Source organism: Luteimonas sp. gir, assembly GCF_037198055.1.
GTDB classification, from domain to species: Bacteria; Pseudomonadota; Gammaproteobacteria; order Xanthomonadales; family Xanthomonadaceae; genus Luteimonas; species Luteimonas citri_A.
This window is the reverse complement of the sequence record NZ_JBBAXQ010000006.1, coordinates 85,765-111,511: the sequence shown is the minus strand read 5'-3', so window position 1 is coordinate 111,511 and position 25,747 is coordinate 85,765. Positions and strand designations below refer to the sequence as shown.

The 25,747-nt window shown below is 68.6% G+C and carries 17 protein-coding genes and 1 pseudogene; 8 read left to right on the top strand and 10 right to left on the bottom strand.

All coding sequences use genetic code 11. The features are described 5' to 3' along the window. Positions 1-5 precede the first annotated feature (5 nt). From WAF18_RS10000 to WAF18_RS09990, 3 genes are read left to right on the top strand one after another with little or no spacing between them, the layout of a single operon-like run. Positions 6-1,133, top strand: a complete 1,128-nt coding sequence (locus tag WAF18_RS10000) for an inorganic phosphate transporter (protein WP_183426138.1) — start codon at positions 6-8, stop codon at positions 1,131-1,133. Beyond that, positions 1,130-1,528 carry an MGMT family protein gene (locus WAF18_RS09995; protein ID WP_337244959.1) on the top strand — a complete coding sequence of 133 codons (399 nt, stop codon included), beginning with the start codon at positions 1,130-1,132 and terminating at the stop codon, positions 1,526-1,528. The genes WAF18_RS10000 and WAF18_RS09995 overlap by 4 nt, the downstream gene beginning before the upstream one ends. Positions 1,529-1,586: 58 nt before the next feature. Next, positions 1,587-2,234, top strand: a complete 648-nt coding sequence (locus WAF18_RS09990; protein ID WP_337244958.1) for a rhomboid family intramembrane serine protease — start codon at positions 1,587-1,589, stop codon at positions 2,232-2,234. Positions 2,235-2,700: 466 nt separating this feature from the next. Here the strand turns inward: WAF18_RS09990 and WAF18_RS09985 are convergent, their stop codons facing one another. Together WAF18_RS09985 and WAF18_RS09980 are read right to left on the bottom strand one after the other, a co-directional pair. Continuing rightward, positions 2,701-4,725 (bottom strand): M13 family metallopeptidase, encoded by a 2,025-nt coding sequence (locus WAF18_RS09985; RefSeq protein ID WP_337244957.1) that lies wholly within the window; start codon positions 4,723-4,725, stop codon positions 2,701-2,703. 187 nt (positions 4,726-4,912) lie between these two features. After that, positions 4,913-7,015 carry a M13-type metalloendopeptidase gene (locus WAF18_RS09980; RefSeq protein WP_337245021.1) on the bottom strand — a complete coding sequence of 701 codons (2,103 nt, stop codon included), beginning with the start codon at positions 7,013-7,015 and terminating at the stop codon, positions 4,913-4,915. Positions 7,016-7,234: 219 nt separating this feature from the next. Between WAF18_RS09980 and WAF18_RS09975 the strand changes: the two genes are divergently transcribed. After that, on the top strand, positions 7,235-8,146 hold the full coding sequence (locus WAF18_RS09975) for an ABC transporter ATP-binding protein (RefSeq protein ID WP_337244956.1): 912 nt from the start codon (positions 7,235-7,237) through the stop codon (positions 8,144-8,146). 13 nt (positions 8,147-8,159) lie between these two features. Next, a complete protein-coding gene (locus tag WAF18_RS09970) occupies positions 8,160-11,744 on the top strand; it encodes a M1 family aminopeptidase (RefSeq protein ID WP_337244955.1) in 3,585 nt (1,194 codons plus the stop codon). A 77-nt stretch (positions 11,745-11,821) separates the two neighbouring features. Here WAF18_RS09970 and WAF18_RS09965 read toward each other — a convergent pair whose 3' ends face one another. Then, complete coding sequence (locus WAF18_RS09965; protein WP_337244954.1) at positions 11,822-13,681, bottom strand: monovalent cation:proton antiporter-2 (CPA2) family protein; 1,860 nt, start codon at positions 13,679-13,681, stop codon at positions 11,822-11,824. Positions 13,682-13,684: 3 nt separating this feature from the next. Further along, a complete protein-coding gene (locus WAF18_RS09960; protein ID WP_337244953.1) occupies positions 13,685-14,047 on the bottom strand; it encodes a hypothetical protein in 363 nt (120 codons plus the stop codon). Between the two features lie 375 nt (positions 14,048-14,422). On the opposite strand from WAF18_RS09960, the gene WAF18_RS09955 reads away from it, so the two are divergent. After that, positions 14,423-15,805, top strand: a complete 1,383-nt coding sequence (locus tag WAF18_RS09955) for a DEAD/DEAH box helicase (RefSeq protein WP_337244952.1) — start codon at positions 14,423-14,425, stop codon at positions 15,803-15,805. 699 nt (positions 15,806-16,504) lie between these two features. Here WAF18_RS09955 and phaZ read toward each other — a convergent pair. Both phaZ and WAF18_RS09945 read right to left on the bottom strand, forming a co-directional pair. Next, a pseudogene (gene phaZ, locus WAF18_RS09950) lies at positions 16,505-17,794 on the bottom strand (polyhydroxyalkanoate depolymerase); the annotation flags it as partial. 29 nt (positions 17,795-17,823) lie between these two features. After that, a complete protein-coding gene (locus tag WAF18_RS09945; protein WP_337244951.1) occupies positions 17,824-18,426 on the bottom strand; it encodes a class I SAM-dependent methyltransferase in 603 nt (200 codons plus the stop codon). Positions 18,427-18,532: 106 nt separating this feature from the next. Between WAF18_RS09945 and WAF18_RS09940 the strand changes: the two genes are divergently transcribed. Then, positions 18,533-18,982 carry a CopD family protein gene (locus tag WAF18_RS09940; RefSeq protein WP_337244950.1) on the top strand — a complete coding sequence of 150 codons (450 nt, stop codon included), beginning with the start codon at positions 18,533-18,535 and terminating at the stop codon, positions 18,980-18,982. Between the two features lie 58 nt (positions 18,983-19,040). Here the strand turns inward: WAF18_RS09940 and WAF18_RS09935 are convergent, their stop codons facing one another. The 3 genes from WAF18_RS09935 to WAF18_RS09925 all read right to left on the bottom strand — a co-directional run bounded on the left by WAF18_RS09935 (position 19,041) and on the right by WAF18_RS09925 (position 23,381). Continuing rightward, complete coding sequence (locus tag WAF18_RS09935) at positions 19,041-20,714, bottom strand: LysM peptidoglycan-binding domain-containing protein (RefSeq protein ID WP_337244949.1); 1,674 nt, start codon at positions 20,712-20,714, stop codon at positions 19,041-19,043. A 135-nt stretch (positions 20,715-20,849) separates the two neighbouring features. Next, positions 20,850-21,635, bottom strand: a complete 786-nt coding sequence (locus WAF18_RS09930) for a 3-hydroxybutyrate dehydrogenase (RefSeq protein ID WP_337244948.1) — start codon at positions 21,633-21,635, stop codon at positions 20,850-20,852. Between the two features lie 57 nt (positions 21,636-21,692). Continuing rightward, positions 21,693-23,381 carry an alkaline phosphatase gene (locus tag WAF18_RS09925; RefSeq protein WP_337244947.1) on the bottom strand — a complete coding sequence of 563 codons (1,689 nt, stop codon included), beginning with the start codon at positions 23,379-23,381 and terminating at the stop codon, positions 21,693-21,695. Positions 23,382-23,521: 140 nt separating this feature from the next. On the opposite strand from WAF18_RS09925, the gene WAF18_RS09920 reads away from it, so the two are divergent. Next, entirely contained in the window at positions 23,522-24,211 is a 690-nt protein-coding gene (locus tag WAF18_RS09920) for a response regulator transcription factor (protein WP_337244946.1), read from the top strand. On the opposite strand, the gene WAF18_RS09915 is transcribed toward WAF18_RS09920, so the two are convergent. Beyond that, the gene (locus WAF18_RS09915; protein ID WP_337244945.1) at positions 24,187-25,596 is read right to left on the bottom strand and encodes an ATP-binding protein; all 1,410 of its coding nucleotides are present in this window, start codon (positions 25,594-25,596) and stop codon (positions 24,187-24,189) included. The genes WAF18_RS09920 and WAF18_RS09915 overlap by 25 nt on opposite strands. Positions 25,597-25,747 lie beyond the last annotated feature (151 nt).

Below are 25,747 nucleotides of genomic sequence, written 5' to 3'. Positions count from 1 at the left end.
CGACCATGCTGACCCTCGTGCTGATCGTGGTCGCGACCGCGCTGGTGTTCGAATACATCAACGGGTTCCACGACACCGCCAACTCGATCGCGACGGTCGTCGCCACCAAGGTGCTCTCGCCGATGCAGGCGGTCGGGCTGGCGGCGTCGATGAATCTGATCGGCGCGCTGATGGGCACCGCGGTCGCCAAGACGATCTCCTCGGGCCTGATCAATGCCGGCGTGATCGATGTCGGCTCGCAGCTGATCCTGTGCGCGTTGCTTGGCGGCATCATCTGGAACCTGATCACCTGGTGGTGGGGCCTGCCGTCGTCGTCCTCGCATGCGCTGATCGGCGGCCTGATCGGCGCCGCGCTGGCCGCCGCGTCCAACAATTTCGACGTGGTGGTGTGGTCGGAACCGGCGACGCCGTTCTGGCAGAGCGCGGGCGTGCTGTGGAAAGTGGTCGTGCCGATGGTCAGTTCGCCGGTGTTGGGGTTCGCGGCCGGCTTTCTGATGATGGGCGTGCTGTTCTTCGTGATCTCGATGATGGCGCGCAGCGGCGGCGTGCTGGCGCGCATCGCGCGGCCGCGCTGGGTCAATGCGTTCTTCGGCAAGAGCCAGATCGTCTCGGCCGCCGGCATGGGCTTCGCGCACGGCATGAACGACGCGCAGAAGACGATGGGCATCGTGGCACTGACCCTGGTCAGTGCGCAGAGCGTGGGCACGCTGGACAACCTGCCGGGCTGGCTGGCGTTCCTGCACCCGTCCGAGGCCGCGCTCAACAACGGCGACATCGATCTGTGGATCAAGATCTCCTGCGCGCTGGTCATGGCCGCGGGCACCGCCGCCGGCGGCTGGCGGATCATCAAGACGCTGGGCCACAAGCTGGTCAAGCTGCACCCGATCCACGGCTTCGCAGCCGAAACCAGCGCCGCCTCGGTGATCCTCGCGGCGTCCTCGCTGGGCATTCCGGTCTCGACCACCCACAACATCTCCTCGGCGATCATGGGCGTGGGCACCGCCAAGCGGCTGAATGCGATCAAGTGGTCGGTGGTCAACAAGATGATCTGGGCCTGGATCCTGACCATCCCGATGTCGGGCGGCATCGCCTACGGGCTGTTCCGGGTGTTCCACCACTTCGGCTGGGTGTGACGCCGGCCCGCCAAGCAAAGAGCGCGCGGGCCGACCGGCCCGTATCGCCGTCCCCGGCGCCGGGCGAGGGCCCGCACGCCCGCATCGTGGCTGCGATCCTTGCCGTGCCCGCCGGGCGGGTCGCCGGCTATGGCCATATCGCACGCCGCGTCGGATTGCCCGGCCGGGCACGGATGGTGGCGCGGGTGCTGCGCGACCACGACGGGCCGGCGCTGCCCTGGCACCGCATCGTCCGCAGCGATGGGCGCATTGCATTTTCCGACGGCTCGCCCGGCTTCGAGGAGCAGGTGCGCCGGCTGCGCGCCGAAGGCGTGACGGTCGTGCGCGGGCGCGTGCGCATGCCGGTCGAGGACGGGCTCGATGCGGCGTTGTGGGGACCGGACGCGCGCGACTGACGGCGACGCAGTCGACACGGCACGCCGGTATCATGGGCGCGCATAACGAGGAGTGCCGATGTTTCCGAGGTTGCCGCAGGCCGTCAAAGTGATTCTGGCCATCAATGTCGTGGTGTTCCTGCTGCAACTGGTGATCGGGAGCCTGCTCGCGCCGTTCATGCTCTGGCCGCTGGGCGGTGCCGACGCCGGTGGATTGGGCTTCCAGCCGTGGCAGCTGCTGTCCTACGGCTTCATGCACGACCCGCGCAATCTCGCGCATCTGGTGTTCAACATGCTGGCGCTGGTGATGTTCGGCTCCCAGCTCGAGTACACCTGGGGCACACGGCGCTTTGTGACCTACTACCTTGTGTGCGTGGTCGGCGCCGGGCTGTGCCAGCTCGCGGTGGTGACCTGGTCGCTGACGCAGGGGGCATTCCCGTATCCCACGCTCGGCGCGTCGGGCGGTGTGTTCGGTCTGTTGCTGGCCTACGGCATGCTGTTTCCGAACCAGCGGATCATGCTGTTGTTCCCGCCGATCCCGATGCGGGCGCGCACGCTGGTCATCGTCTACGGCCTGGTCGAGCTGGTGCTGGGCATCACGGGCACGCGCTCGGGTGTGGCGCACTTCGCGCACCTGGGCGGCATGTTGTTCGGCTGGCTGCTGATCCAGCACTGGCGCGGCCGTCCGCCGTTCAACCGCAGCCGGCGCCACGTGCGGAGGCTGTGAGCTGAGCGGCATTCCTGGCAATCGAGATTGAGGGTTCGTAGAAGCGGATTCCTTGACCGACAGCGCACTGTTGGGAAACGAAGAAGGCCGCACATCGTGCGGCCTTCTTTTTGGGGTCCTCTCAAGGGCGGAGCCGGGAGTTCCTCTTCGGATAGGCAGCAGCCTGTCAGCCGGAAGCCGCTCTCCCCTCGGTCAGGACATCCTGTCCTGACTCGGGCGCACGCCATCCATGGCGCGCTCGACGCGGCCACCGGCCGCCAGTCCGCTGCCGTGGACGTTTGCATCCTGTCTTCGAGTAGACCAAGGGTCACATGCTGAAGAAGTCGCGCACCCTCGGCCCCAGCGCGACGCGCGTTCCGGAGACGGGCGCGACTTCGGCGAGGCGTCTTCCTTCGCGCCTGGCCGGACGGGATGCCACGTCTCTTCTGGTGATCGCGCGCCGCTTCTACGAATCCCCAAACGCGGCTTATCGCCAGATCCGGACCTGATCCTCGGCTTTGCGGTTGAGTGCGTCGCCGGCCTTGCACTGGAAGGTCTCGGCGAACGCCGGCAGGTTGGCGACCGGGCCGTTGGTGCGCCACTGGCCGGGGGCCTGCGGACTGGTCGCGGCGTTGCGCGTCGCGGTATCGACCGCCGACTGCTGCCGCCACAACTGCGCCCAGGCGTGGAAGAACGCTTCGCGCGACGGCTTGGCCAGCTCGGGCGAGGCCTGCTGCAGCGCATCCCAGGCCAGTTCGACACCCGCCAGGTCGGCGGCATTCTCGTCACGGGTCAATGCCCCGTTGACGTTGACCCCGGTCAGGCCGGGATAGGGATAGCCGTTGTACTGGGTGACCAGGCGGTCGGTCGTCTGCATCCACGCCGCGTCGTCAGCCGGGGTCCACCAGCTGCGCAGGGCGTCGTTGCTGTCGACGGACTTGCCCTTGATGTCGACCGCGCGGCTCATTTCGTGGCCGACCAGCGCGCCGAAGGTGCCGTAGTGCGCGGCGCCGTCCTGGGCCATGTCCAGCACCGGCGCCTGCAGCACCGCGGCCGAGACGATGATCCGGTTCTGCGCCGGGTCGTAGGCCAGGGCCGGCGTCTGCGGCAGCACGTCCCAGCGGCGGGCGGCATTGGTCTGCCCGATGCGGCGCATTTCCTGGCCGTGGCGCCAGGTCGCGGCGATGAGCATGTTGCTGCCGAAGCTGCCGCGGCCCATCGGCTGGACGGTGTAGTCGATGTCCTGCACCGGGGCGCCGATCTCGATCCGCAGCTTCGCCAGCTTGGCGCGCGCTTCGGCCTTGGTCGGCTCGCTCATCCAGGTGCTGCGGTCGATGCCGCGGCCCAGCGCATCGCGCACTTGGCCTGCGATCGTTTCGGCGCGCGCGCGGGTGGCATCGGGCAGGTGGCGGCCGATGTACTCGCGCGAGACCATCGGGCCGGCGGCGCGGTTGATCGCCGCCAGCACCTGCTGCCGGCGCTCGGGCTGGACGGCTTCGCCGCGCAGGATGCGGCCGTGGAAATCGAACTCGGCATCGCGGAAGCGCTTGGAGAGGTACGGCGCCATCGCATTGCCGATATGGAAGCGCAGGTAGGCCTTCCACTGCTCGGGCTTGAGCGTATTGACCAGCGTGTCGAGCTGCTGGAACAGCGCGGCATCGGCCAGCGAGACCTGCTGCGCGGTCACGTGCTGGGCCTGGAGGAAATCCTCCAGTTGCAGGCGGCGATACTGCTTGCCCAGGCCGGCGACGTCGACCAGCGCGTACTGGGTGCGCGGATCGCGGATATCGGCCAAGGGCTTGGAGGCGGCGGCGATGCGGCGCTCGAGGTCGAGCACCAGCGCAGTATCGGCCTCGAGCCGGTCCTCGGTGGTTCCGGTCAGCGCCAGGATGTTGCGCACGTACTGGGTGTACTGGGCGAACACCTCCTGGGTCTGGGCATCGCCGCGGCTGTAGTACGCCGGGTCGGGCAGGCCCAGGCCGCCCTGGACGAAGTAGGCGATGTTGCGGCTGAGGTCGGCCACATCGACCTCGGCACCGAAGTTGAAGAGCACCGGGATCCCGACCGAATGCAGCGCGGCGATCGACGGTGCGATGTCGCGGGTCCGGCGGATGCCGTCGATGCGCGCGATCAGCGGTGCGATCGGCTTGGCACCGTCGGCCTCGACCGCGGCCTCGTCCAGGCCGCTGGCCCAGAAGTCGCCCAGCAACTGTTGCACATTGTTCTGCGGCGCCTGCATCGCGGCATCGAGCAGGTCGTACTGCTGCTGTTGCGCCAGCGCCTGCAGTTCGCCGAGCGCCGAGCGCGTGCCCTGGCCGGCGACCAGGACATTGGCGGCCAGCCAGTCCTTGTTGACGACGGCGTACAGGTCGCTGCAGGCAGTCACCGGCGGCGGGCCCTTGGGCGCGGCGGCGCGCCGGCGCTGGGCGTCGGCATCGGTGCTCAGGCCCACGAGCAGGGCGATCGACGCGGCAAGCAGCGCCGGGCGGGCGAGGGTGGCATGAATCGGCATTGCGGATTCCGTTCGGCGTGATGCGCGCAAGTCTAGCAAGCGCGCAAGTGCGCGACGTGCAGACGCAGGCAGGGTGCGGTGCACCGGTCGGTGGACCCGCATCGCCGCGATGCCAGCGCCTGGAAACGACGAGGCCCGGCGTCGCCGCCGGGCCTCGCTGGTCAGCCGATCGGGGCTGGCCGGGGCGTTACCAGATCACCACCTGGCGCTCGCCGTCTCGCACCATCGGGTCGCCCGGCTTGCACTGGAAGGCGGCCGCGAACGCCGGCAGGTTGGACGGCGCGCCGATCGCGCGGAACGACGACAGCGCATGCTCGTCGGTCGCCAGCCGCTGGGTCAGCTGCTCGGGCGTGAAGTTGCGGCGCCACACCGTCGCCCAGCTCAGGAAGAAGCGCTGGTCGCGGGTCATGCCATCGGTCATCGGGTCGGGCGTGCCGGCGGTGGCCTTCTTCATCGCGTCATAGGCCGTCGCCAGGCCCCCCAGGTCGGCGATGTTCTCACCCAACGTGTGATTGCCGTTGAGCGCGCGGCCATCCGGCAGGCGGTAGTCGTTGAACTGCTGGACGAGCTTGCCGGTGCGTGCCTTGAAGCCGGCGAAGTCCTCCGGCGTCCACCAGTCCTCCATGTTGCCGGTCGGCCCGAAGCGCGCGCCCTGGTCGTCGTAGCCGTGCGTCATCTCGTGGCCGATCACCGCGCCGATGCCGCCGTAGTTCATCTCGTCGGTGGCCTCGGGGTCGAAGAACGGCGGCTGCAGGATCGCGGCCGGGAACGTCAGTTGGTTGGCCAGCGGGTTGTAGGAGGCGTTGACCGTCTGCGGGCGCATGCCCCACTCGGACTTGTCGACCGGCTTGCCGATCTTGCCCAGATCCCACTTGTAGTTGAACTCGGTCGCCGCCAGCACGTTACCCAGGTAGCTGTCGCGCGAGGTCGTCAGGCCGCTCCAGTCGCGCCACTTGTCGGGGTAGCCCACGCGCGGCTCGAACGTCTCCCACTTGGCCAGCGCCTTGCGCTTGGTCTCCGGGCTCATCCACTCCAGGTTCTCGATGCGCTGCTTGAGCGCGTCGCTGAGGTTGGCGATCAAGGCCTCCATCTTGGCCTTGGACTCGGGCGGGAACGCGACCTGCACGTACAACTGGCCCATCGCGTGGCCGATCTCGTTGTCGACCGTGCCGAGCACGCGCTTCCAGCGCGGCTCGATTTCCTTCTGGCCGCCGAGCGTGCGGTCGTAGAACGCGAAGTGCTGCTGCACGAACGCGTCCGACAGGTACGGCGAGGCGCCGTCGACGAGATGGAAGCGCAGGTACGCCTTCCACTGCTCGACCGGCACGTCGACCAGCATCTTGTCGACTTCCTGGTGGAACTCGGGCACCGACAGCGACAGCGTCTGCGGCACCGCGATGCCCTGCGATTCGAAGAACGTCGTCCACGGGAAGTTCGGCGTGAGCTTGTCGGCCTCGGCCACGGTGATCGGGTTGTAGTACAGCCCGACATCGCGCGAGAACGCCTCGCGGGACTTGGAGACCCTGGCGATGCGGGTCTCGAACGCCATCACGTCCTTGGCCTGCGCCTGGGCCTGCTCGGCCGGCACGCCCGACAGCTCGAGCACCTTGGCGATGTGGGCGACATAGGCCTCGCGGATGCCAGCCTTGTCGGCGGCGCTGTAATAGGTGGTGTCGGGCAGGCCCAGGCCGCCCTGGCCGGTCGCAGCGATGTTGACCGAGGAATCCTTGAAGTCCGGCATCGCGCCGATGCCCCACAGGAAGCCCTGGCCCTTGGCCGCGCTGGTGCGCAGCCACTGCGCGATCGATGCGCTGTCGGTCAGGCCATCGATAGCAGCCAGTTCGCCCTGCAGCGGCGCCAGCCCCTGGGCCTCGATCGCGGCCTCGTCCATGCCGGTCGCCCAGAAATCGCCGACGAGCTTCTCGATGCCGGTCGCGTCGGTATGTTCGGCCGCCTGCTGCGCGAGCTGGTGCTGGACCGCGGTCGAGCGCTCGTCGAGCATTTCGAACGCGCCCCACGAACTGCGGTCGCCGGGGATCGGGTTGGCCGCCAGCCACTTGCCGTTGACGTAGCCGCCGAAGTCGGCGCAGGCGTTCTTGGTGGTGTCCAGGTCGTCGATCAGGAAGCGGTTGTAGGGCGGCAGCGCGGCCTCATCGAGGTGGAACGTCGGCGCCTGGGCCGTCTGCGGTGCGTCGGCGGCGGGGGCCGCGGCGTCCTGGCCGCCCGAGCAGGCGGACAGCGCGAGCACGACGGCGCCGGTCAGCAGCAGGCGCTTGGGAACGATGGCAATCAAGACAGTCTCCGGGAGAGCGGCGCCGGACGGCGCCCTGTGAGCGCGCACTCTACGCCTGCCCCCGGGTGCCCGGGGGTGTCGAAGGTCATGCGGGCGCGGGCCGCCGCGGCGCCGCGGTGCAGGCGAGCCGGATGGCAGGGTGACGTTCGACCCATGTGCACGGTCCGGTGCGGGCGCGACGATCGGCGCTGGCATGCCGATGGACTGGAACTTCCGATGCTCGCGATCGATGGCCTCACCAAGACCTATGCCAACGGCGTGCGCGCCCTTGACGGCGTGACCCTCGACATCCCGCGCGGCATGTTCGGGCTGCTGGGCCCCAACGGCGCCGGCAAGTCCTCGTTGATGCGGACATTGGCGACGCTGCAGTCGGCCGACGCCGGCAGCGTGACCCTGGTGGGCGAGGGCGGCACGATCGATGTCCTGCGCGACAAGGAGGCGGTGCGCAGGCAGCTCGGCTATCTGCCGCAGGATTTCGGGGTCTATCCCAAGGTCAGCGCGCTCGACCTGCTGGAGCATTTCGCCGTGCTCAAGGGGCTGACCGAGCGCAAGGTCCGACGCGAGGTCGTCGACGGTCTGCTGCAGCAGGTGAACCTCTGGGAGGCGCGCAAGCGCAAGCTCGGGACCTATTCGGGCGGTATGCGCCAGCGCTTCGGCATCGCCCAGGCCTTGCTCGGCAATCCGCGGCTGGTGATCGTCGACGAGCCCACCGCCGGTCTCGACCCGGAGGAGCGCAACCGGTTCCTGAACCTGCTGGCGGCGATCGGCGAGGACGTCGCGGTGATCCTGTCCACGCATATCGTCGAGGACGTGACCGACCTGTGTCCGACGATGGCGATCATGAACCGCGGCCAGGTGCTGCTGACCGGGCGCCCGACCGACGCGATCGCCGCGCTCTCGCAGCAAGTCTGGCGCAAGCAGGTCACCAAGGAGACGCTGGCCGGTTACGAGGCGGCGCACACCGTGCTGTCGACGCGCCTGGTCGCCGGCCAGCCGGTGATTCATGTGCACAGCGCCGAACGCCCGGATGCGGGCTTCGTGCAGATCGAACCGGATCTGGAGGACGTCTACTTCCAGCGGCTGCGCCTGCAGGCCAGGCAGCAGGCCGTGTCCGCGCCCGTCGCCTGATCGGGAGCGCGACATGCTGATCGAGTTCTTCCGCTTCGAGCTGCGCCAGCAGCTGCGTGCCCCGCTGCTGTGGTTTCTGGCTGTGCTGTTCGCGCTGCTGGGCTTCGGCGCCGCGTCCAGCGATGCCATCCAGATGGGCGAGGCGATCGGCAACGTGCACCGCAACGCGCCGGTGGTCATCGCGCAGATGTTCGGGGTGTTCACCCTGCTGACGATGCTGATCGTGCCGATCTTCGTCAGTACCGCGCTGCTGCGCGACTTCGAGCAGGGCACCGCCGACCTGCTGTTCGCAGGACCGGTCCGGCGTCGCGACTACCTGCTCGGCCGTATCGCCGCGGCGATGCTGGCCAGCTTTGCGGTGTTCGTGATCATCGCCATCGGCCTGTTCGTCGCCCAGTTCATGCCGTGGATCGACCCGGTCCGATTGGGACCGGTGTCGCTGCGTCCCTATCTATGGGCGCTGGGTGTCATCGTGCTGCCGAACCTGCTGTTCGTCACTGCGCTGCTGTCGCTGTTGGCGGTGACCACCCGGTCGATCCTGTGGGTCTATATCGGCGTCCTCGCGTTCTTCGTGCTCTACGGCGTCAGTGCCACATTTCTTCAGGACATCGACAACGTCTGGCTGGCGACGCTGCTCGAGCCGCTGGGCGGCCGTGCGCTGTCGCGCACGGTGCGCTACTGGTCGGCCGAGGAGCGCAATACCGGCTTGCCGGCGCTGGGGGAGTACCTGTTGGCCAACAGGGCGTTGTGGATCTGCGTGGGGTTGGCGCTGTTCGTCGCGACCTTTGCGCTGTTTCGCACCGAGCGCACCGGGACCGGTCGCGGTGTGTGGCGGCGTCGGCGCACGCGCGTGGCCTCGCCGCCCGCGGCCACGGTCGTGCCGGCGCGTGCGCCGATCCGTGCACAGCCCACGTTCGGCAGGGCTACCTCGTGGACCCAGACCTGGCGGCAGGTGCGTTTCGACACCGCCGGGGTACTGCGCAGCGTCCCGTTCCTGGTGATGTTGCTGTTTGGCATCGTCAACTTCGTGCCGTCGGCGTTCTCGCAGCAATCCCTGTACGGCACGGGTGTCTATCCGACGACCTCGCAGTTGCTCGATGCATTGCGCGGCAGCTACAGCTTCCTGCTCTTGCTGGTGGTGATGTTCTATGCCGGCGAGTTGGTATGGAAGGAGCGCGCGGCCAAGCTCGGCGAGGTCGTCGACGCGATGCCCGTCGCCAACCGCATTCCGCTGTTGGCCAAATGCCTGACCTTGCTGGTCGTGGTGGTGCTGTTCCAGGCGCTGGGCATGGTCATGGCGATGGCGATCCAACTGGTCAAGGGCCAAGTCCAACTCGAACCGACGGTGTACCTGCAGGCGCTGGTGCTCGATTCCATTCCCTATATGGTGATGGGCGGGCTGGCGCTCGCCCTGCAGGTGTTCGCCAACAACAAGTTCATCGGCTATGGCCTGCTGGTCCTGGTGCTGGTCGCGCAGGCCGTGCTCGGCACGCTCGACTTCACCCACAATCTCTACATCATCGGCGGGTGGCCGAACGCGCCGTATTCGGACATGAACGGCTACGGCCACTTCCTGGTGGGCCAACTGGCGTTCCAGGGCTACTGGAGCCTGTTCGTCACCGCTCTTTTGTTGTTGGCCGCGTCGCTGTGGGTGCGCGGTCGCGACAGCGGCCTGCGTCAACGCTTGGCCGGCATGCGCGCAGAACTGCGCGGTGGGCTGGGCGTGGCGCTCGCGGTCACGCTGCTGGCGTTCGTCGGGCTGGGAGGGGTTCTGTACTGGAACACCAACATCCGCAATGACTTCGTCTCGCCCGACGGCCAGCTCGACCTGCGCGCACGCTACGAGCGCGAGTACAAGCGGTACGAGTCCTTGCCCCAGCCCCGGATCATCGCCAGCCGGTCCGATCTCGATCTGCGTCCGGAGACGCAATCGATGAGCGGCGAACTCGTCTACACCGTGCGCAATCCACACCCCACGCCCATCCAGGACGTGCATCTGGGCATGACCGAGGACCGCGCGCTCGTCGAGGTCGATCTCGGTGGGCAGACCTTGCTCGAGCATGAGGTGCCGCTGGGATACCGGATCTACCGCTTGGCCACGCCGCTGGCGCCGGGAGAACAGCGCGATTTCCGCTTCCGTCTCGACTTTCACCCCACCGGCATCACCAACGATCAGGCGCAGACGGCATTCGTCGAGAACGGTACGTTCTTCGACAGCGACCTGTTTCCCCAGTTCGGCTACAACGCGCGGCTGGAGATCGACGACCGCAACGAGCGCCGCAAGCGCGATCTTGGCGAGCCGCGTCGCATGCCCAAGCTCGAAGACGAAGCCGCGCGCGCAAACCCGTACATCGGCGACGACGCGGACTGGATCGACTTCGCCACCACGATCTGCACCGCGCCCGATCAGATCGCGCTGGCGCCGGGCTATCTGGAGCGCGAATTCGAGCGTGACGGCCGCCGTTGCTTCCGCTATGCGATGGATCGGCCGATGCTGAACTTCTACGCCTTCCTGTCGGCGCGCTGGCAGGTTCGCAAGGGGACCTACCGCGACATCCCGATCGAGGTCTACTACGACCCCAAGCACCCGTTCAATGTCGACCGGATGATCGAAGCGGCGCAGAAGTCGCTGGCGTACTACGAGGACAACTTCACCCCCTACCAGCATCGCCAACTGCGGATCATCGAGTTCCCCGGCTATGCCAGCTTCGCCCAGGCCTTCGCCAACACCGTGCCGTACTCCGAGTCGATCGGCTTCATCGCCGACCTGCGCGATGCCGACAAGGTCGACTACGTGTTCTACGTCACCGCCCACGAGGTCGCCCACCAGTGGTGGGCGCATCAGGTGATCGGTGCGAACGTACAGGGTGCGACGATGCTGTCCGAATCGTTGGCGCAGTACTCGGCCCTGATGGTGATGGAGCGCGAATACGGCCGCGCCCGCATGCGTCAGTTCCTGAAGTACGAGCTGGACCGGTACCTGAGCGACCGGGGCGGTGAACGCATCGAGGAACTGCCGCTCTACCGGGTGGAGAATCAGCCGTACATCCACTATCGCAAGGGGTCGCTGGTGTTCTACCGGCTGCGCGAGGAATTGGGTGAAGCGGCACTCAATCGTGCGCTCAAGCGATTTCTCGAGGACAAGGGCTATCAGCAGCCGCCGTACACCACCTCACGCGAGCTGCTGGGCTACATCCGCGCAGAAGCGCATCCAGATCAGCAGGGCCTGATCACCGATCTGTTTGAGGAGATCAGCTTCTACGACAACCGGGTCGAGTCCGCGATGGCAAGGCGGCGCGAGGACGGGCGCTTTGACGTCACCTTGAAGCTGCACGCCGCCAAGCGTTATGCCGACGGGACCGGACGCGAGACGGATGGTGCGATGGACGACTGGATCGAGGTTGGCGTGTTCGCACGTGGTCCCTCCGGCAAGGAACGCGATGAGCAGGTGCTGTACCTGGAGCGGCATCACATCACCGATCCGGATCCGGAGATCACCGTGACCGTCGATGCGGCGCCGTACGAAGCCGGTTTCGATCCCTACAACAAGCTGATCGACCGGGTCTCGTCGGATAACCGCAAACGCGTTGCGCTGTGATCACCCGCTGCATTGCCGGCGCATTGCGCGACCTGGTGGCCGGCAATCGCCGTTCCATAGGTCCGAAGCGCCCGAGGTCATTCCCGCCCGGACGGCGCTTCCGGAGGATCGACCGGCGCTCCGGGGTTCAACGACCGCCCCTCGCGCCGAGGCCGGGTGAACGGCACCGGCTTGGGCCCCGGTGCGTCGGTGTTCTTGATCAGCAGCGGGATGCCGGCGCGGGTGTCGTTGCTCGCGGTTTCCAGGTCGAAGCGTTCGGCGTCGAGACGGCGCACCTGGGCGGCGATCGCATCGGCTTCGTCGTCGTCGACACCGAGTGCGCGCAGCGCAGCGGCGCCGAACAGCACCGCCGATTCGAAGGTCTCGCGCACCTGCACGTCGACGCCGGCATTGACCAGCTTCAGCGCATGCTCGCGGTCGTAGGCGCGCACCAGCAGCCGGGCCTGGGGAAACTCGTGGGTGACCAGCTCGACGATGCGGTCGGCGGCATCGCGATCGTCGACACAGACCGCGATCGCGCGGGCACTGTGCGCGCCCGAAGCGTGCAGCACGTCGAGCCGGGTGCCGTCGCCGTAGTAGACCTTGAAGCCGAAGTCGGCGGCGCTCTGGATCATTTCGATGTCGGTATCGATGATCGTCACGTCGACATCCCGGGCCAGCAGCGACTGGCTCATGACCTGGCCGAAGCGGCCGAAGCCGATGATCAGCACGCTGCCGGTCTGGTCGGCGACGGCCTCCACGCCATCGAGCGACGGGCGATCGCGCCGGGAGGTCCAGCGCCCGGTCGCCAGCACGACCAGTGGGGTGAGGGCCATCGACAGCACGACCACGGCGGTCAGCGTGGCGTTGACCCGGGCCTGGATCAGGCCGCTCGCGGCCGCGGCGGCGAACAGCACGAACGCGAACTCGCCGCCCTGGGCCATCAGCACCGCGCGTTCGAGCGCTTCGCGATGGCCGCTGCGGGTGACGCGTGCGACGACGTAGATGCACAGCGCCTTGGTCGCCATCAGCGCCAGCACCGCCGAGACGATCAGCGGCCAGTCCTCGACCACCACCGCCACGTCCAGCGCCATGCCCACGCCGAGGAAGAACAGGCCCAGCAGCAGGCCGCGGAACGGCTCGATGTCGGCCTCGATCTGGTGCCGGAACGCAGATTCGGACAGCAGCACGCCGGCCAGGAACGCGCCCATCGCCATCGACAGCCCGCCCAACTGCATCAGCAAGGCCGCGCCGAGCACCACCAGCAGCGCGGCGGCGGTCATCACTTCGCGCGCGCGGGCGGCGGCAAGGATCCGGAACAGGGGATTGAGCAGGTAGATGCCCGCCACGACCAGTGCGGCCAGCGAGCCGATGCCGATCGCGATCGCCATCCAGCGCGACGGCGCGTCGGCCGCGGCCTCCGGCGTCGGCGACAGGAACGCGATCGAGGCCAGCAGCGGCACGATCAGCAGGTCTTCGAACAGCAGCACCGAGACGATCTTGCGGCCGTGCGGCAACGCGATCTCACCGCGCTCCGACAGCAGTTGCATGACCACCGCGGTCGAGGTCATCACGAAGCCCGCGGCGCCGACGAAGGCCACCGGCCAGGGGAAGCCGAAGGCGTAGGCCACCAGGGTCAAGGCCGTGGTCGCGAGCAGGATCTGCAAGGCGCCCAGTCCGAAGATCTGCCGGCGCAGCGCCCACAGATGCGAGGGCCGCATTTCCAGGCCGATCACGAACAGGAACATCACCACGCCCAGTTCGGCCACATGCAGGATCGCCTGGGGATCGGAGAACCAGCCCAGGCCGAACGGGCCGATCGCCAGGCCCGCGGCGAGATAGCCGAGTACCGAGCCCAGCCGGAAGCGGCGAAACAGCGGGACTGCGACCACCGCCGCGCCCAGCAACGCGACCAGTTGCACCAACTGGCCGGTGGTGTCGTGGGCGTCGGCGGCCACCGGTCAGCGCCTCGGGGCCATGGCCGAGAGCAACAGAAAGCCCCCGGCCAGTCCCAGTTGCTGCAGGAACTGCAGCATCTGGCCGGTGCGGGCCGAGGCGCGCACTGCCCAGAACGGATGCGAGAGCACGGCATCGATGAGCACCAGCGCCACCGCCGCCAGCGCGGTCCAGCGCAGTTGCCAGCCGGCGACGATCAGCACGCCCACCAGCAACTGCGCCAGGCTGAAGGCCAGCGTCGTGTCGGAGGTCGGCACGCCGCGCAGCGCCGCCCACAGGCGCAGTGCGCCGGCGACGATGAAGACCGCGGCCAGCAGCCAGCGACCAAGCGTGACCGCGCCGCCCTGGGCGCCGGAACCAGAAGCCATCGGGAACTCCGTGAACGGGAACCCGACGGAGCGTGCCATATGCGCCGCACAACGCACAGACCCGACCGGTGGCGATGGCGCCGCGGGCTGCGGTGCCCTAGAATGGGCGGGTCCTGCAGCGCGGTCGCCCACCCAAGGTCCTTGGACCCGGTCACGATCCTGGTATGCCGTCGGCGCGTCGCGCCGTTTTCGGTCTTTATCCCGCACGTCTTTCGTCGCGCAGACACGGTGCCCGGGCGTTCCCGGTGCCGTCACATCGGATCTCGCAGCGCGGTTTACGGATAGCTCCGGGGTCCATCGCCATCGTCACGGCCATCGGCTGTTGCCCGCACGCGCGGGCCGCCGGGACGTGGACTGGCCCACAGGAGTCCTTGCATGACCACGTTCGAAACCCTCGGGCTGTCGCCCGCGCTGCTGCGCGCGCTGACCGAAACCGGTTACACCACCCCCACCCCGATCCAGGCCGAAGCCATCCCGCTGGTGCTGGGCGGCCATGACGTGCTGGGCGGTGCCCAGACCGGCACCGGCAAGACCGCCGCGTTCGGTCTGCCGCTGCTGCAGCGCCTGGCCAAGGAGACCCCGCCCAAGGGGCAGCGCAAGCCGCGCGCGCTGATCCTGGTGCCGACCCGCGAGCTCGCGATGCAGGTGTCCGACAATCTCAAGGCCTATGGCCGCCACCTGCGCATGAACGTCACGACGATCTTCGGCGGCGCGGGCATGCAGCCGCAGATCGACAACCTGCGCCGTGGCGTCGACATCCTTGTCGCCTGCCCGGGGCGGCTGCTCGACCATATGGATTCGGGCCACGCCAAGCTCGACGCGGTCGAGCTGCTGGTGCTCGACGAAGCCGACCGCATGCTCGACATGGGCTTTTTGCCGCAGATGAAGCGCATCCTGGGCCGGGTGCCCAAGGCGCGCCAGACACTGCTGTTCTCGGCCACGTTCGAGCCGCGGATCAAGGCGCTGGCGCTGGAGTTCATGCGCGATCCCAAGCAGGTGCAGGTTGCGGCCAACAGCACGATCGCCGACACCATCGCCCACCGCGCCCACCCGGTCGACAACAGCCGCAAGCGCGATCTGCTGGTCGATCTGCTGTCCAAGCGCCACACCGACCAGGTGCTGGTGTTCGGCAAGACCAAGCACGGCTGCAACCGTCTGGCCGAGCAGTTGGCCGAGTCCGGCCTGCCGTCGGTCGCGATCCATGGCAACAAGAGTCAGGCGCAGCGGCAGAAGGCGCTCGACGCGTTCAAGTCCGGCCGCGCCCGCATTCTGGTCGCGACCGACGTCGCCGCGCGCGGGCTCGATATCCCGAACCTGCCGCTGGTGATCAACCACGATCTGCCGATGGTCGCCGAGGACTACGTGCACCGCATCGGCCGCACCGGCCGCAACGGCGCGTCGGGCGAGGCGTTGTCGCTGGTGTCGCCGGAGGAGGGCGGTCTGCTGCGCCAGATCCAGCGCATGCTCAAGGCCGAGATCGACATGAGTGCGGTCGAGGGGTATGAGCCGAGCCAGCCGGTCCGGCTGGATACGCCGATCCCGAAGAACGGCGGCGGTCAGCGCCGTCAGCCGGCCGGTGGTCGTCCGGGCGCGCGCATGGGCGAGCAGAAGCCCGGTGGTCAGCGTCCGCCGCGCAAGCCGGCCGCACGCGGCCACAGCAAGCCGCAGGAACGCGGCGCGCATGCGCACGCCGGTCCCAGGCCGCACCGCCAGGGCGCCGGCAGGCCGCAGGGCGCCCGCCAAGACACCCGCGCCTGAGCCATCGGCGCGCGGTATCCAACCCCGCTTCCGCTTGCCGGAAGCGGGGTTTTTTGTGCCTTCTCTCCAAGTACGGAAGCGCTTTCCTTCGGATAGGCAGCAGCCTGCCGCCCGGAAGCCGCTCTCCCCTCGGTCAAGGCCGCTTCGCGGCCCAGCCACGCGAAGCACGCGTGGCGTTCGCATAAACGCGCGGCTGTGCCGCGCACGCCGTCCATGCTTACCCTGCCTTGACTCGGGCGCACGCCCGATCCGCTTCGCGCATCGGTCCGGCCCGGCGAAGCACGCCGGGCGTTCGCCCACTCGCGCGGCACGCCGCGCAAGCGGAAGCGGGCTCACCCTTGGCGTGCTCGACGCGGCCACCGGCCGTCAGTCTGCTGCTGTGGACGTGTGCAACCTGACTTCGGTAGCCGCACCGCCCGTCACGCTGACGAACGCGATGCGTGCGTCGTCGCCTGGCCGCGCAGCGGCCTTGACCGAAGCGCGAGTTCTGGCAGGTGGATGCCCGTCCTAACTTGACAGTCCTATCAGCGCAGAAAGGGCGCGACGGCGGACTGTTGGCTGACGCTGCGTGGACATGCTGCGGGCTGCGAGCGGTTTGAGCGCCGAAAGGCGCTGGCGTCAGCCGTTCTTGCGCTTGCCCTTGCGCGGGGACGATGGCGTCTTTGCCGCAGCGCGCCGCGGCGTCGCGGCCGGGCCGCCGTGCGCGGCGATGAAGTCGCGGACCTGCGGGTAGACCTGGTTGCGCCAGCGGCGGCCGCTGAAGATGCCGTAGTGGCCCGCGCCCTCGACGGTGAGGTGGGCGCGGTCGGTTTCGGCGATGCCGGTGCACAGCGTGTGCGCGGCGCGTGTCTGGCCTTCGCCGGAGATGTCGTCGAGCTCGCCTTCGATCGTCAACAGCGCAGTGCCGGCGATCCGCGACGGATCGACCGGCTCGCCGGCCACGACCCAGCGTCCGCGCGGCAGCAGGTGCTGCTGGAACACCACGCGGATCGTGTCGAGGTAGTACTCGGCCGGCATGTCGAGCACGGCGTTGTACTCGTCGTAGAAGCGGCGGTGCGCCTGCGCGTCCTCGAGGTCGCCCTTGATCAGGTTCTCGTAGAACGCGCGGTGCGATTCGAGATGCCGCTCGGGATTCATCGCCATGAAGCCCATGTGCTGCAGGAAGCCGGGATACACCAGGCGCCCACGCCCCGGATAGTTCATCGGCACCGGGTGGATGACGTTGTGCCGGAACCACGACAGCGGCTTTTCGGTCGCCAGGTTGTTGACCGCGGTCGGCGACTGTCGGGTGTCGATCGGTCCACCCATCATCACCAGCGAACGCGGCGTCGGCTCGCCGCGTGCGGCCATCAGCGACACCGCCGCGAGCACCGGCACAGTGGGCTGGCAGACGCTGATCACGTGCAGATCCTCGGCGCCGATGTGACGGATGAAGGTCTCGATGTAGGCGACATAGTCGTCGAGCGAGAACCCGCCCGACTCGGTGGGCACCATTCGCGCGTCCACCCAGTCGGTGATGTAGACCTTGTGGTCGCGCAGCAGCGTGCGCACCGTGTCGCGCAGCAGGGTGGCGTGGTGGCCCGACAGCGGCGCGACCACCAGCACGCGCGGCTGGGCGCGGATCACGTCCAAGTGCGCCGGATCGTCGGTGTAACGCTTGAAGCGCAGCAGCTTGCAGAACGGCAGTTCCAGTTCGTCGAGCTGCACGACCGGATAGGTGCGGTCGTTGTGCTCGACCGAATGGATGTCGAAGTCAGGCTTCTCGTAGTCCTTGCCGATCCGGTAGAGCAGTTCGTTGGCCGCGGCGATCTGGTCGGCGCCCGCCAGCTGCGACAGCCAGGTGCCGCCGGGCGCATAGGCGCGCGCGGTGGCGTCGGCCAGCAGCGTCCATGGCTTCATCCACGCGCGGCCGAGTTCGTGCATTTGGTAGAACAGCATGGCGGGTATCCGGGGAACTGGTTGTGCGTCGCAACATATTCTAGGCTGCATGAACCGGTCCTGCGGGATTGCGGCCGGATTCAGCCAGTCATTGGCGCCAGTTCGAGTGCCGTGGCGGCGTCGGCCAGGGCCGGCGAGAGCCAGCAGTGCGAGCCCAGCGGGCGAAAGCCGACGCCGGCAAACCGCGTGCGGTAGAAGCGGGCCGGACGCTGCCGGAAGCCGTCATCGTCACCTTCGGCGCCGTCCTCGCGGGCGAAGGTCTCCAGGAACGCGACGCCACCGCACAGCGCGGCCAGACCGGGCAGGCCACGATCGAGCTCGCGTGTGTCCAGGTAGTGCATGACGTCGCTGCACACCAGCAGATCGACCGGGGGGCAGGGCCGCAGCATCGCGAAATCGCCGAACCGCGCCAGGTGCAGGTTGCGCGTGCGTCCGTGCCGACCGACCGCGTAGGTGCTGGCATCGAAGCCCAGGTACTGCGCCTTGGGGCGCAGCTTACGCAGCGGTGCGCGCCAGGCGCCTTCGCCGCAGCCGATGTCGAGCACGCTGCGCAACGGCCGTTCGAGATGGTATTCGGCGGTCGAGACCGCGAGCGCGACCTTGCGCGCCAGGCGCGCCGGCCCGCCGATGTCGCCGGCGCGGTACCAGCGGTCGAAGTAGGCACGGTCGTATTGCTTGGCCATCAAAGTGCCGGCGCGAAAGGGGCGGTCATTCTAAGCGGCAGCGCCGCGTGCGACCCGATGCGGTCGACATGCGATCCTATGCGCCAGCCGAAGGAGCCAGCGCACGATGCAAGCCTATCTGTGGGTCAAGACCTTTCACCTGGTGTTCGTGATGGCCTGGATTGCCGCCGCGTTCTACCTGCCGCGGATCCTGATCAACCTGGTCGAGGCGCAGGGCCGTGTCGAGGTGCACGAGCGGCTGGTGCTGATGGGGCGGCGGTTGTACCGCTTCGGGCATGTGATGGCGGGTCTGGCGGTCGCGCTGGGCCTGGTGCTGTGGCTGGGCTATCGGGTGCTGCCGGACTTCCCGACGATGGTCGGCGGTGCGGGCTGGATGCACGCCAAACTGCTGCTGGTGGCGCTGTTGTTCGCGCATTTCGTCGTCGGCGGGCGCTGGCTCAAGGGCGCTGGGCGCGGCCGCGCGTTGCCCTCCACGCGTGCGCTGCGCTGGTTCAACGAAGTGCCGGTGCTGTTGCTGGTGGGCGTGGTGTATCTGGTGATCGCCAAGCCGTTCTGAAGCTCCGTACAGCACAACGCCCCGGCCGGCGTAGACCGACCGGGGCGTGTCCTGTCGATCACTCGTGCGCGGTGACGCCGGCGTCGATGCGTGCGTAGCTGCGGTCGCCGAAGCCGCCGGCCGTGCTGCCGTCGGAGATCGAGAACAGCCGCTCCGACAGGCCGTAATCGCTATTGCCCAGGTTGCGGCCCAACGACAGCGCGAAGTCCCAGGCCTCGGGCGTGGGGTAGCTGCCGTCGCGGTTCTGGTAGCCCAGCAGATGGCCCAGGCTCATATGGGCGCCGTTGCCGACCGCGGTGGCGGTCTTGTCGGCCAGCGCGGCCATCTGCTGCTCGCTGAAGCTCAGGGTCACGGTCTGGCCTTCCTGCACCGGCGTGCCGTCGAGGTTGCCGCTCAGTGCGGTGTTGAGCATCTGCACGTTGCTCTGGTCGACCTTGATGTCGTAGCTGTAGACGCGCGCGCTGGCGATCTCGTTGCCGTTCGCGTCCCAGCGCTGGGTCACGTTCATCGGCACGTTGCCTGCGTATTGCAGGTCGACGTTACGCTCGATGCTGCCGTCCGGACGCGTGGTCACGACCATGTTGCCGGTGTTGCGTGCACCGTCGAGCGACAGGTTCACCGGCCCGAGCTTGGCGCTGAGGTTGGTCTGCGAGCTGTAGTCCAGGCGCTCGATGGTGGCGACGTCCGCGACGCCGGCGCCGTTCGTCTCGGGCATGCGGCCGGCGGCCAGGAAGTCGTTGTAGGCGGCCTGGCCGGCCTCGGTGGACAGGTCGAACTCGGCCGTGCGCAGCGTCGCACCCGCCAGGCTGTCGTTGCGACCGAGCATGACGTTGCCGATCCCGAATTCCACGCCGACGCCGTTGTAGGCCTTGATCGCTTCGGTCGGTCCCGCGGTCACGCGGACCGTGTCCTCGCCGGTGCGCGCGATCACGGTGCTGACCCCGGTCTCGTCGGTGATCTTGGTCTGCGTGGCGAGATTGCGGAACGTCGCCTTGAACTCGTTGGTGGTGTAGTCCGAGCCGTTCATCGTGACCGTGGACCCGACCGGCATCGAGCGCGGCGAGAACGGATTGACCGACAGCGGATCGACGCCGGCATCGGCCGGCATCGCGACCTGATAGCTGGCGCGGATGCCATCGGTCCGGCCGAGCTCGACGCCGGCCTGCGGCGTGTTCACGCCGCCCTTGAGGAACACCGAAACATCGCTCGAGGCTTTATAGGTCGTCACGCCATTGGCGGTGTTCACACCGCCGGTCACCGATGCATTCGCACCCGCGCCAAAGCTCACGCCATAGCCCTTGGCCGACTTCACCGACTCGCTGAAGGACACGCCGCCCGAGGCAGTGACCGAGCCGGCCTCCGGATTGACGCTGACGTTGCCGCTGCTCGACGTGGTGGACTGGTGCACGGTGCCGGCATCGCTGGTGTATGTGGTGCGGGTGTCGGTACGCGTGCTCTGGTTGGCGCTGATGCCGCCGGAGTTGGAGATCGAGACCCCCTGGCTGTCGCTCTGCGACACGCGCGTGGGGATCACCAGCTCGTCGCTGGGATAGATCATCTCCGGGTTCACGACCTGCGGGTTGGCCTTGAGCAGGTCCTGCGGCGAGACGCCGTACTGGTTCGCGATCTGGACCAGGCTCTCGGCCGGTTGCACGATGTGCCGTGTGGGCTCGGTGGACGGGGATGCGGGAAGCGACGACGGTGCGTGCGCTGCGGCGGGCTGAATGCTCATGCGGAACCTGACTGGGAAATCCTATTCAGGATAAAAGTCGGGCCTGCGCACGGCAGCTAGGGTGATCCCGAGGTCGAGGCGTACGACACCCGCTCGGCCAGTCTCGATTCAGCGATGCGCTTACCGCTTCGGTGGCTACTGCATCGCCCAGCCGTGGCTGACGTTGAGGCTCTGTCCGGTCAGTGCGTTGGTCTCGAACGCGGCCAGCATCAAGGCGACGTTGGCGACATCGTCGAGCGTGGTGAACTCCCCATCCACGGTGTCCTTGAGCATGACCTGGCGCACGACCTCGTCCTCGCTCAGCCCCAGCGCCTGTGCCTGCTCGGGGATCTGCTTCTCCACCAGCGGCGTGCGGACGAAGCCGGGGCAGACCACGTTCGCGCGCACCCCGTATTCGGCGCCTTCCTTGGCCACCGCGCGCGCCAGGCCGAGCAGCCCGTGCTTGGCGGTGACGTACGGGGCCTTGAGCTTGGAGGCGAGGTGGGAATGCACCGAGCCCATGTAGACGATGGCGCCGCCTTCGCGGCGCCTGGCCATGTCGCGCAGGCACTCGCGCGTGGTCAGGAACGCGCCATCGAGATGGATCGCGAGCAGCCGCTTCCAGTCGGCGAAGTCGAAGTCGACGATCGGGTTGACGATCTGGATGCCGGCGTTGGCGACCAGCACGTCGATCCGCCCGTAATGTGCGATCGCGCGGGCGATCCCGTCCACGACCTGCGCCTCGTCGGCGACATCCATCGTCAACGCCAGGGCGTCGCCGCCGGTGGCACGGATCCCGGCGGCGACTGTCTCGGCGGCCTCGGCCGCGAGGTCGGCGACGACCACGCGGCCGCCGGCCGCGGCATAGACCTCGGCGATGCGCCGGCCGATGCCGCTGGCCGCGCCGGTGACCACGCAGACCTTGCCGTCGAGACGATTCATGCGCGCATTCGCCATGGAGAAGATGCCGCGCAGCTTAGCTCGACCGCAGCGCGTGCGTCAGTGCGTGCGTGCCGGCGCCAGTATCGGCAGCTCGACCGGCACGCCGTCGGCGTTGCAGTGGCCACCCGCGCACAGCTGCGCACGCAAGGCCGGGGTCGCCTGCACGATGATGTGGTAGATCGCGTTCTGCTCCATCGTGCCGCGCACCGCGTCGCTGCCCGGGCCGCGTGCCCAGATGCCGACATCGTCGCCGCCGTGCGATTCGCTCTTCATCGGCACCAGCGCCTCCTGCATGTAGTCCGGGTGCTCGGTGTCGACCTCGCGCAGGTCCGGCCGTCCCTGCGCCGGCTCGACACTGCGGGGCGCGTGGGCATGGGTCTTGGGCCCGGCCGGTTGCTGGTCGCTGGCACCGGTGTAGCCCGGGCCGTTGGCGTAGGACAGCGTGGTGTACGGCAGGCCGGTGGCATCGAGTGCGTAGGCGGTGGGATCGCCCTCTTCGCCGGTGCGGCCACGGACCTTGCCCAGGATCGGATTGCCGCGCGCCGGGTAGCCGACGAAGTTCAGCGTGTGCGAGTGATCGGCGGTGACCAGGATCAGCGTATCGTCGGCGGAGGTCGCCTCGACCGCGGCCTGCACTGCGCGCGACATCGAGACGGTTTCGTCCAGAGCGCGGAACGCGTTGCCGGCGTGGTTGGCGTGATCGATGCGGCCGCCCTCGACCAGCAGCACATAGCCCTTGCCGTCGCGCGAGAGGGCGTCGATCGCGAAGCGCGTCATCGTTTCCAGGTCGGGCTGGCCATCAGGGCCGGTGTCGCGGTCGTGCTCGTAGTCCATGTGGCTGAGGCCGAACAGCCCCAGCACCGACGACGATGCACGCGCCGCTTGCAGCTGCCGCGTGGTCCAGACGAATGCGCCATCGGGCCGGGCCGCCTGCCACTCTTCGACGAGGTTGCGTCCATCACGGCGTTGGCCGCGGATGCCGGGCATCACCTCCGCATCGGGCAGGAACGGACGCGCACCGCCGCCCAGGGCGACGCGCGGGCCGTAGCCATCGCGCACCGCGTCGACGAACTGGCTGGCGATGTCGCGGCAGCCGGCCGCGCGTGCGGCCTCGGGCATGTCGACATCGCTTTCCCAGTTGCGGTCCGGAACGTGGGCGTAGGTCGCGGCGGGGGTGGCATGGGTCAGCCGCGCGGTCGTGACGATGCCGGTCGCAAGACCGGCCTCGGCGGCCAGGCGCAGCCACGACTGCAGGTGCCGGCCCTGGCTGTCGGCGCAGTCGGTGCGGTCGCCGGCCGAGACGCCGATCGCGCCCATGTGCGACTTCACACCGGTGGCGACCGCGGTCATGGTGCCGGCCGAGTCGGGCGTCTGCGAATCGGTGTTGTAGGTCTTGCTCAACCCGGTGTGCGGGAAGTGCTCCCAGCTCAACTGGTGTTCCTCGCCGGTGCCGCCGTTGCGCTGGCCTTCGAGAATGCGGGCCGCGGCGACCGTGGTCAGGCTCATGCCGTCGCCGAGGAAGACGATGACGTTCTTCGCGTTCCCGGCCATCGCGCCATTGCCCGCCGCACGCGCAGCGCCACTGCGGTACCACCATTGCGCGGTCTCGTCGGCGGGACGGGCGGCGACGGGGACGTCGACGTGCAGTGCGGTGCCGGCCTGGGGCGGCGCGGGGGCGTCGATGGAGGCGCAGGCAGCGCAGAGCAGGGTCAAGGTGCAGGCGATGCCCGCGGAGAAAACGCGCATGGAGAGTCGGCCCGGAAACGAAAAGATGCGCCTCCATTATGCCCGCCCCGCATGGCAGGCTCGTGTCGGTCGCGCGGCGCGCTACCATCGGAGCGCCGGCGAGGCGATTCCCCCACGCCTGCCGGCGCGGAACGACGACCATGACGCTGACCATTGCGCTGCTCGAAGACGACGACATGCTGCGCGAGCGCATCCTGCTGCCGCGCCTGGCCGACTTCGGCTTCCAGATCGACGGCATGGCCAGTGCGGCCGAGCTCGAGCTGCGCCTGCGCCGCGGCGTGCCGGACATCGTGGTACTGGATGTCGGCCTGCCCGATGCCAGCGGCTACGACGTCGCGCGCAGCTTGCGCATGCGCCATCCGCGGATGGGCATCGTGATGCTGACCGCCCGGCGCGATACGCCCGACCGGGTGCGCGGGCTCAACGAGGGCGCCGACGCCTATCTGGCCAAGCCGGTCGAGATCGACCTGCTGGCCGCGACCCTGCACAGCCTCGCCCGTCGCCTGCACGGTGATGCGCCGTCGCCTGCACCGGTCGATGGCTGGCGACTGGCCGACAACGGCTGGCGTCTGGTCGGGCCCAGCGGTCACGGCGCGGCGTTGACCAAGTCCGAGCGGCGGATGCTGCAGTGCCTGGTCGACGCCGAGGGCGAGACGGTCGCACGCGACCGCCTGATCGCCGCGGTCTCCGACAACGTCCACGATTTCGACCCGCATCGGCTCGACACGCTGATCTACCGCCTGCGCCGCAAAGTTGCCGAGGCCTGCGGCGACGTCCTGCCGTTGTCGGCGGTGCACGGCGAAGGTTACGTGCTGACCTCGCTGCGCTGATCGCGCAGCGCCTCGGGCGCGCGCGGCAGGCGGATGCGGAAGGAGGTGCCCGCACCAGGCGCGCTCTCGACCTCGATCGTGCCGCCGGCGCCGGTCACCAGGCTGTGTACCACCGCCAGGCCCAGCCCGGTGCCGCTGCCGGCCGCCTTGGTGCTGAAGAACGGCTCGAAGATCCGTTGCCGCACGGCCTCGTGCATGCCGTGGCCATCATCGCGCAGCACGATCTCGACCCCGCCGTCGGCCGCATCCCCCGCGCTCGCCTCGAACGTGCCGCCGTCCGGCATCGCGTCGCGGGCGTTGGAGGCGAGGTTGAGCAGCGCCAAGTCGAAGTGGTGGCGGTCGATGCGGATCGGCAGGGCGGCGTCGACGCGCGGCACGCGCACGCGCACATCCGGGCCGAACGTCTGCCGCAGCATCGGCGCGAGTTCGGCCAGCGCGCGACCGACGTCGACCGTGTCCAGCGTCGCCGGCTGCGGCCGGGCGAACGTCAGCAACTTGCGCGTCAGCGCCATGCCGCGCTGGGAGGCCTGCTCGACGCCCTCGAGCGCCTGCGCCAGTGCGTCGGCACGCGCATGCGCATCGGCGCCCGGGTCGACCCGATGGCGCTCGCTGGAGAACGCCGCCATCAGCGCCAGGATGTTGTCGAAATCGTGAGCCACGCCGCTGGCCAGGCGTCCGGTGGCCTCGAGCTTCTGCGCCTCGATCAGTTGCGCCTGCGCCTGCTCGCGCTCGCGCATCTCGTTCTCCAGTCGCGCGCCACGCGCCTTCGATTCGGCCAAGGCTTCGCGCAGCGCCGCGATGCTGCGATCGAGCACCAGTGTGATCACCAGATAGCTCATGAAGAACGAGGGCAGCAGCACCGCCGCACGGGTGAGCGCCTGCTCGGCGTCCGCATTGGGGATGAGCGCCACGCCCACGCCGATCAGGACCACGCCCAGCACCGCCAGGAACACCATCCACAGCGCGCGCCGGCCCAGGATCAGGCCGGCGATCACCAGCGTGAGCATTTGCGCGGTTTGATCGATCAGCACGCCGGTGGTCGCGTAGCCCACGCTGGCCGCGCCCAGTTGCGCGGTCACAAACAGGGCGATCGCACCGCGCAGCGCGCCGCGGCGGATCAGCCACAGGCACAGCCAGCACAGCAGGGCGGCGACGATGTCGGCGGTGATGAAGGGACGGAACTGCGGCGCGAGCATGCCGGCGGTCAGATGGCGCCACCAATTCAGCGGCACGGTGACGCCCAGGAACACGAACAGCACCTGCAACGTCGCGGCATTGCGCCGATCCATCGGCTCGTCGAGCGGCACGCGCTGCAGCCAGTCCGAGATCCGCTGGAGCCCGGAGACGGCCCGGCGACGCAGGCGGGGAAGCAGACTCGACGGCATGTTGGTGGCCGTCGGCGGACGGAATGTGAGGAGTCGTGATGATCCGGCCAGATTCAGAGTGTGACAAGTCACGCGACTGAAATTTAGTGTCGGACCTCGGCCGCAATGGCCCTCAGGCCCCGCAGCAGGTGGGGCCCGTCGACGGGACTCG

Excerpts from the sequence above, each read along its gene's own strand:
- WAF18_RS09970 (WP_337244955.1), top strand. The coding sequence starts at position 8,160 with ATGCTGATCGAGTTCTTCCGCTTCGAGCTGCGCCAGCAGCTGCGTGCC.
- WAF18_RS10000 (WP_183426138.1), top strand. The coding sequence starts at position 6 with ATGCTGACCCTCGTGCTGATCGTGGTCGCGACCGCGCTGGTGTTCGAA.
- WAF18_RS09940 (WP_337244950.1), top strand. The coding sequence starts at position 18,533 with ATGCAAGCCTATCTGTGGGTCAAGACCTTTCACCTGGTGTTCGTGATG.
- WAF18_RS09925 (WP_337244947.1), bottom strand. The coding sequence starts at position 23,381 with ATGCGCGTTTTCTCCGCGGGCATCGCCTGCACCTTGACCCTGCTCTGC.
- WAF18_RS09915 (WP_337244945.1), bottom strand. The coding sequence starts at position 25,596 with ATGCCGTCGAGTCTGCTTCCCCGCCTGCGTCGCCGGGCCGTCTCCGGG.
- WAF18_RS09945 (WP_337244951.1), bottom strand. The coding sequence starts at position 18,426 with ATGGCCAAGCAATACGACCGTGCCTACTTCGACCGCTGGTACCGCGCC.
- WAF18_RS09975 (WP_337244956.1), top strand. The coding sequence starts at position 7,235 with ATGCTCGCGATCGATGGCCTCACCAAGACCTATGCCAACGGCGTGCGC.
- WAF18_RS09955 (WP_337244952.1), top strand. The coding sequence starts at position 14,423 with ATGACCACGTTCGAAACCCTCGGGCTGTCGCCCGCGCTGCTGCGCGCG.
- WAF18_RS09960 (WP_337244953.1), bottom strand. The coding sequence starts at position 14,047 with ATGGCTTCTGGTTCCGGCGCCCAGGGCGGCGCGGTCACGCTTGGTCGC.
- WAF18_RS09930 (WP_337244948.1), bottom strand. The coding sequence starts at position 21,635 with ATGAATCGTCTCGACGGCAAGGTCTGCGTGGTCACCGGCGCGGCCAGC.
- WAF18_RS09920 (WP_337244946.1), top strand. The coding sequence starts at position 23,522 with ATGACGCTGACCATTGCGCTGCTCGAAGACGACGACATGCTGCGCGAG.
- WAF18_RS09985 (WP_337244957.1), bottom strand. The coding sequence starts at position 4,725 with ATGCCGATTCATGCCACCCTCGCCCGCCCGGCGCTGCTTGCCGCGTCG.
- WAF18_RS09935 (WP_337244949.1), bottom strand. The coding sequence starts at position 20,714 with ATGAGCATTCAGCCCGCCGCAGCGCACGCACCGTCGTCGCTTCCCGCA.
- WAF18_RS09990 (WP_337244958.1), top strand. The coding sequence starts at position 1,587 with ATGTTTCCGAGGTTGCCGCAGGCCGTCAAAGTGATTCTGGCCATCAAT.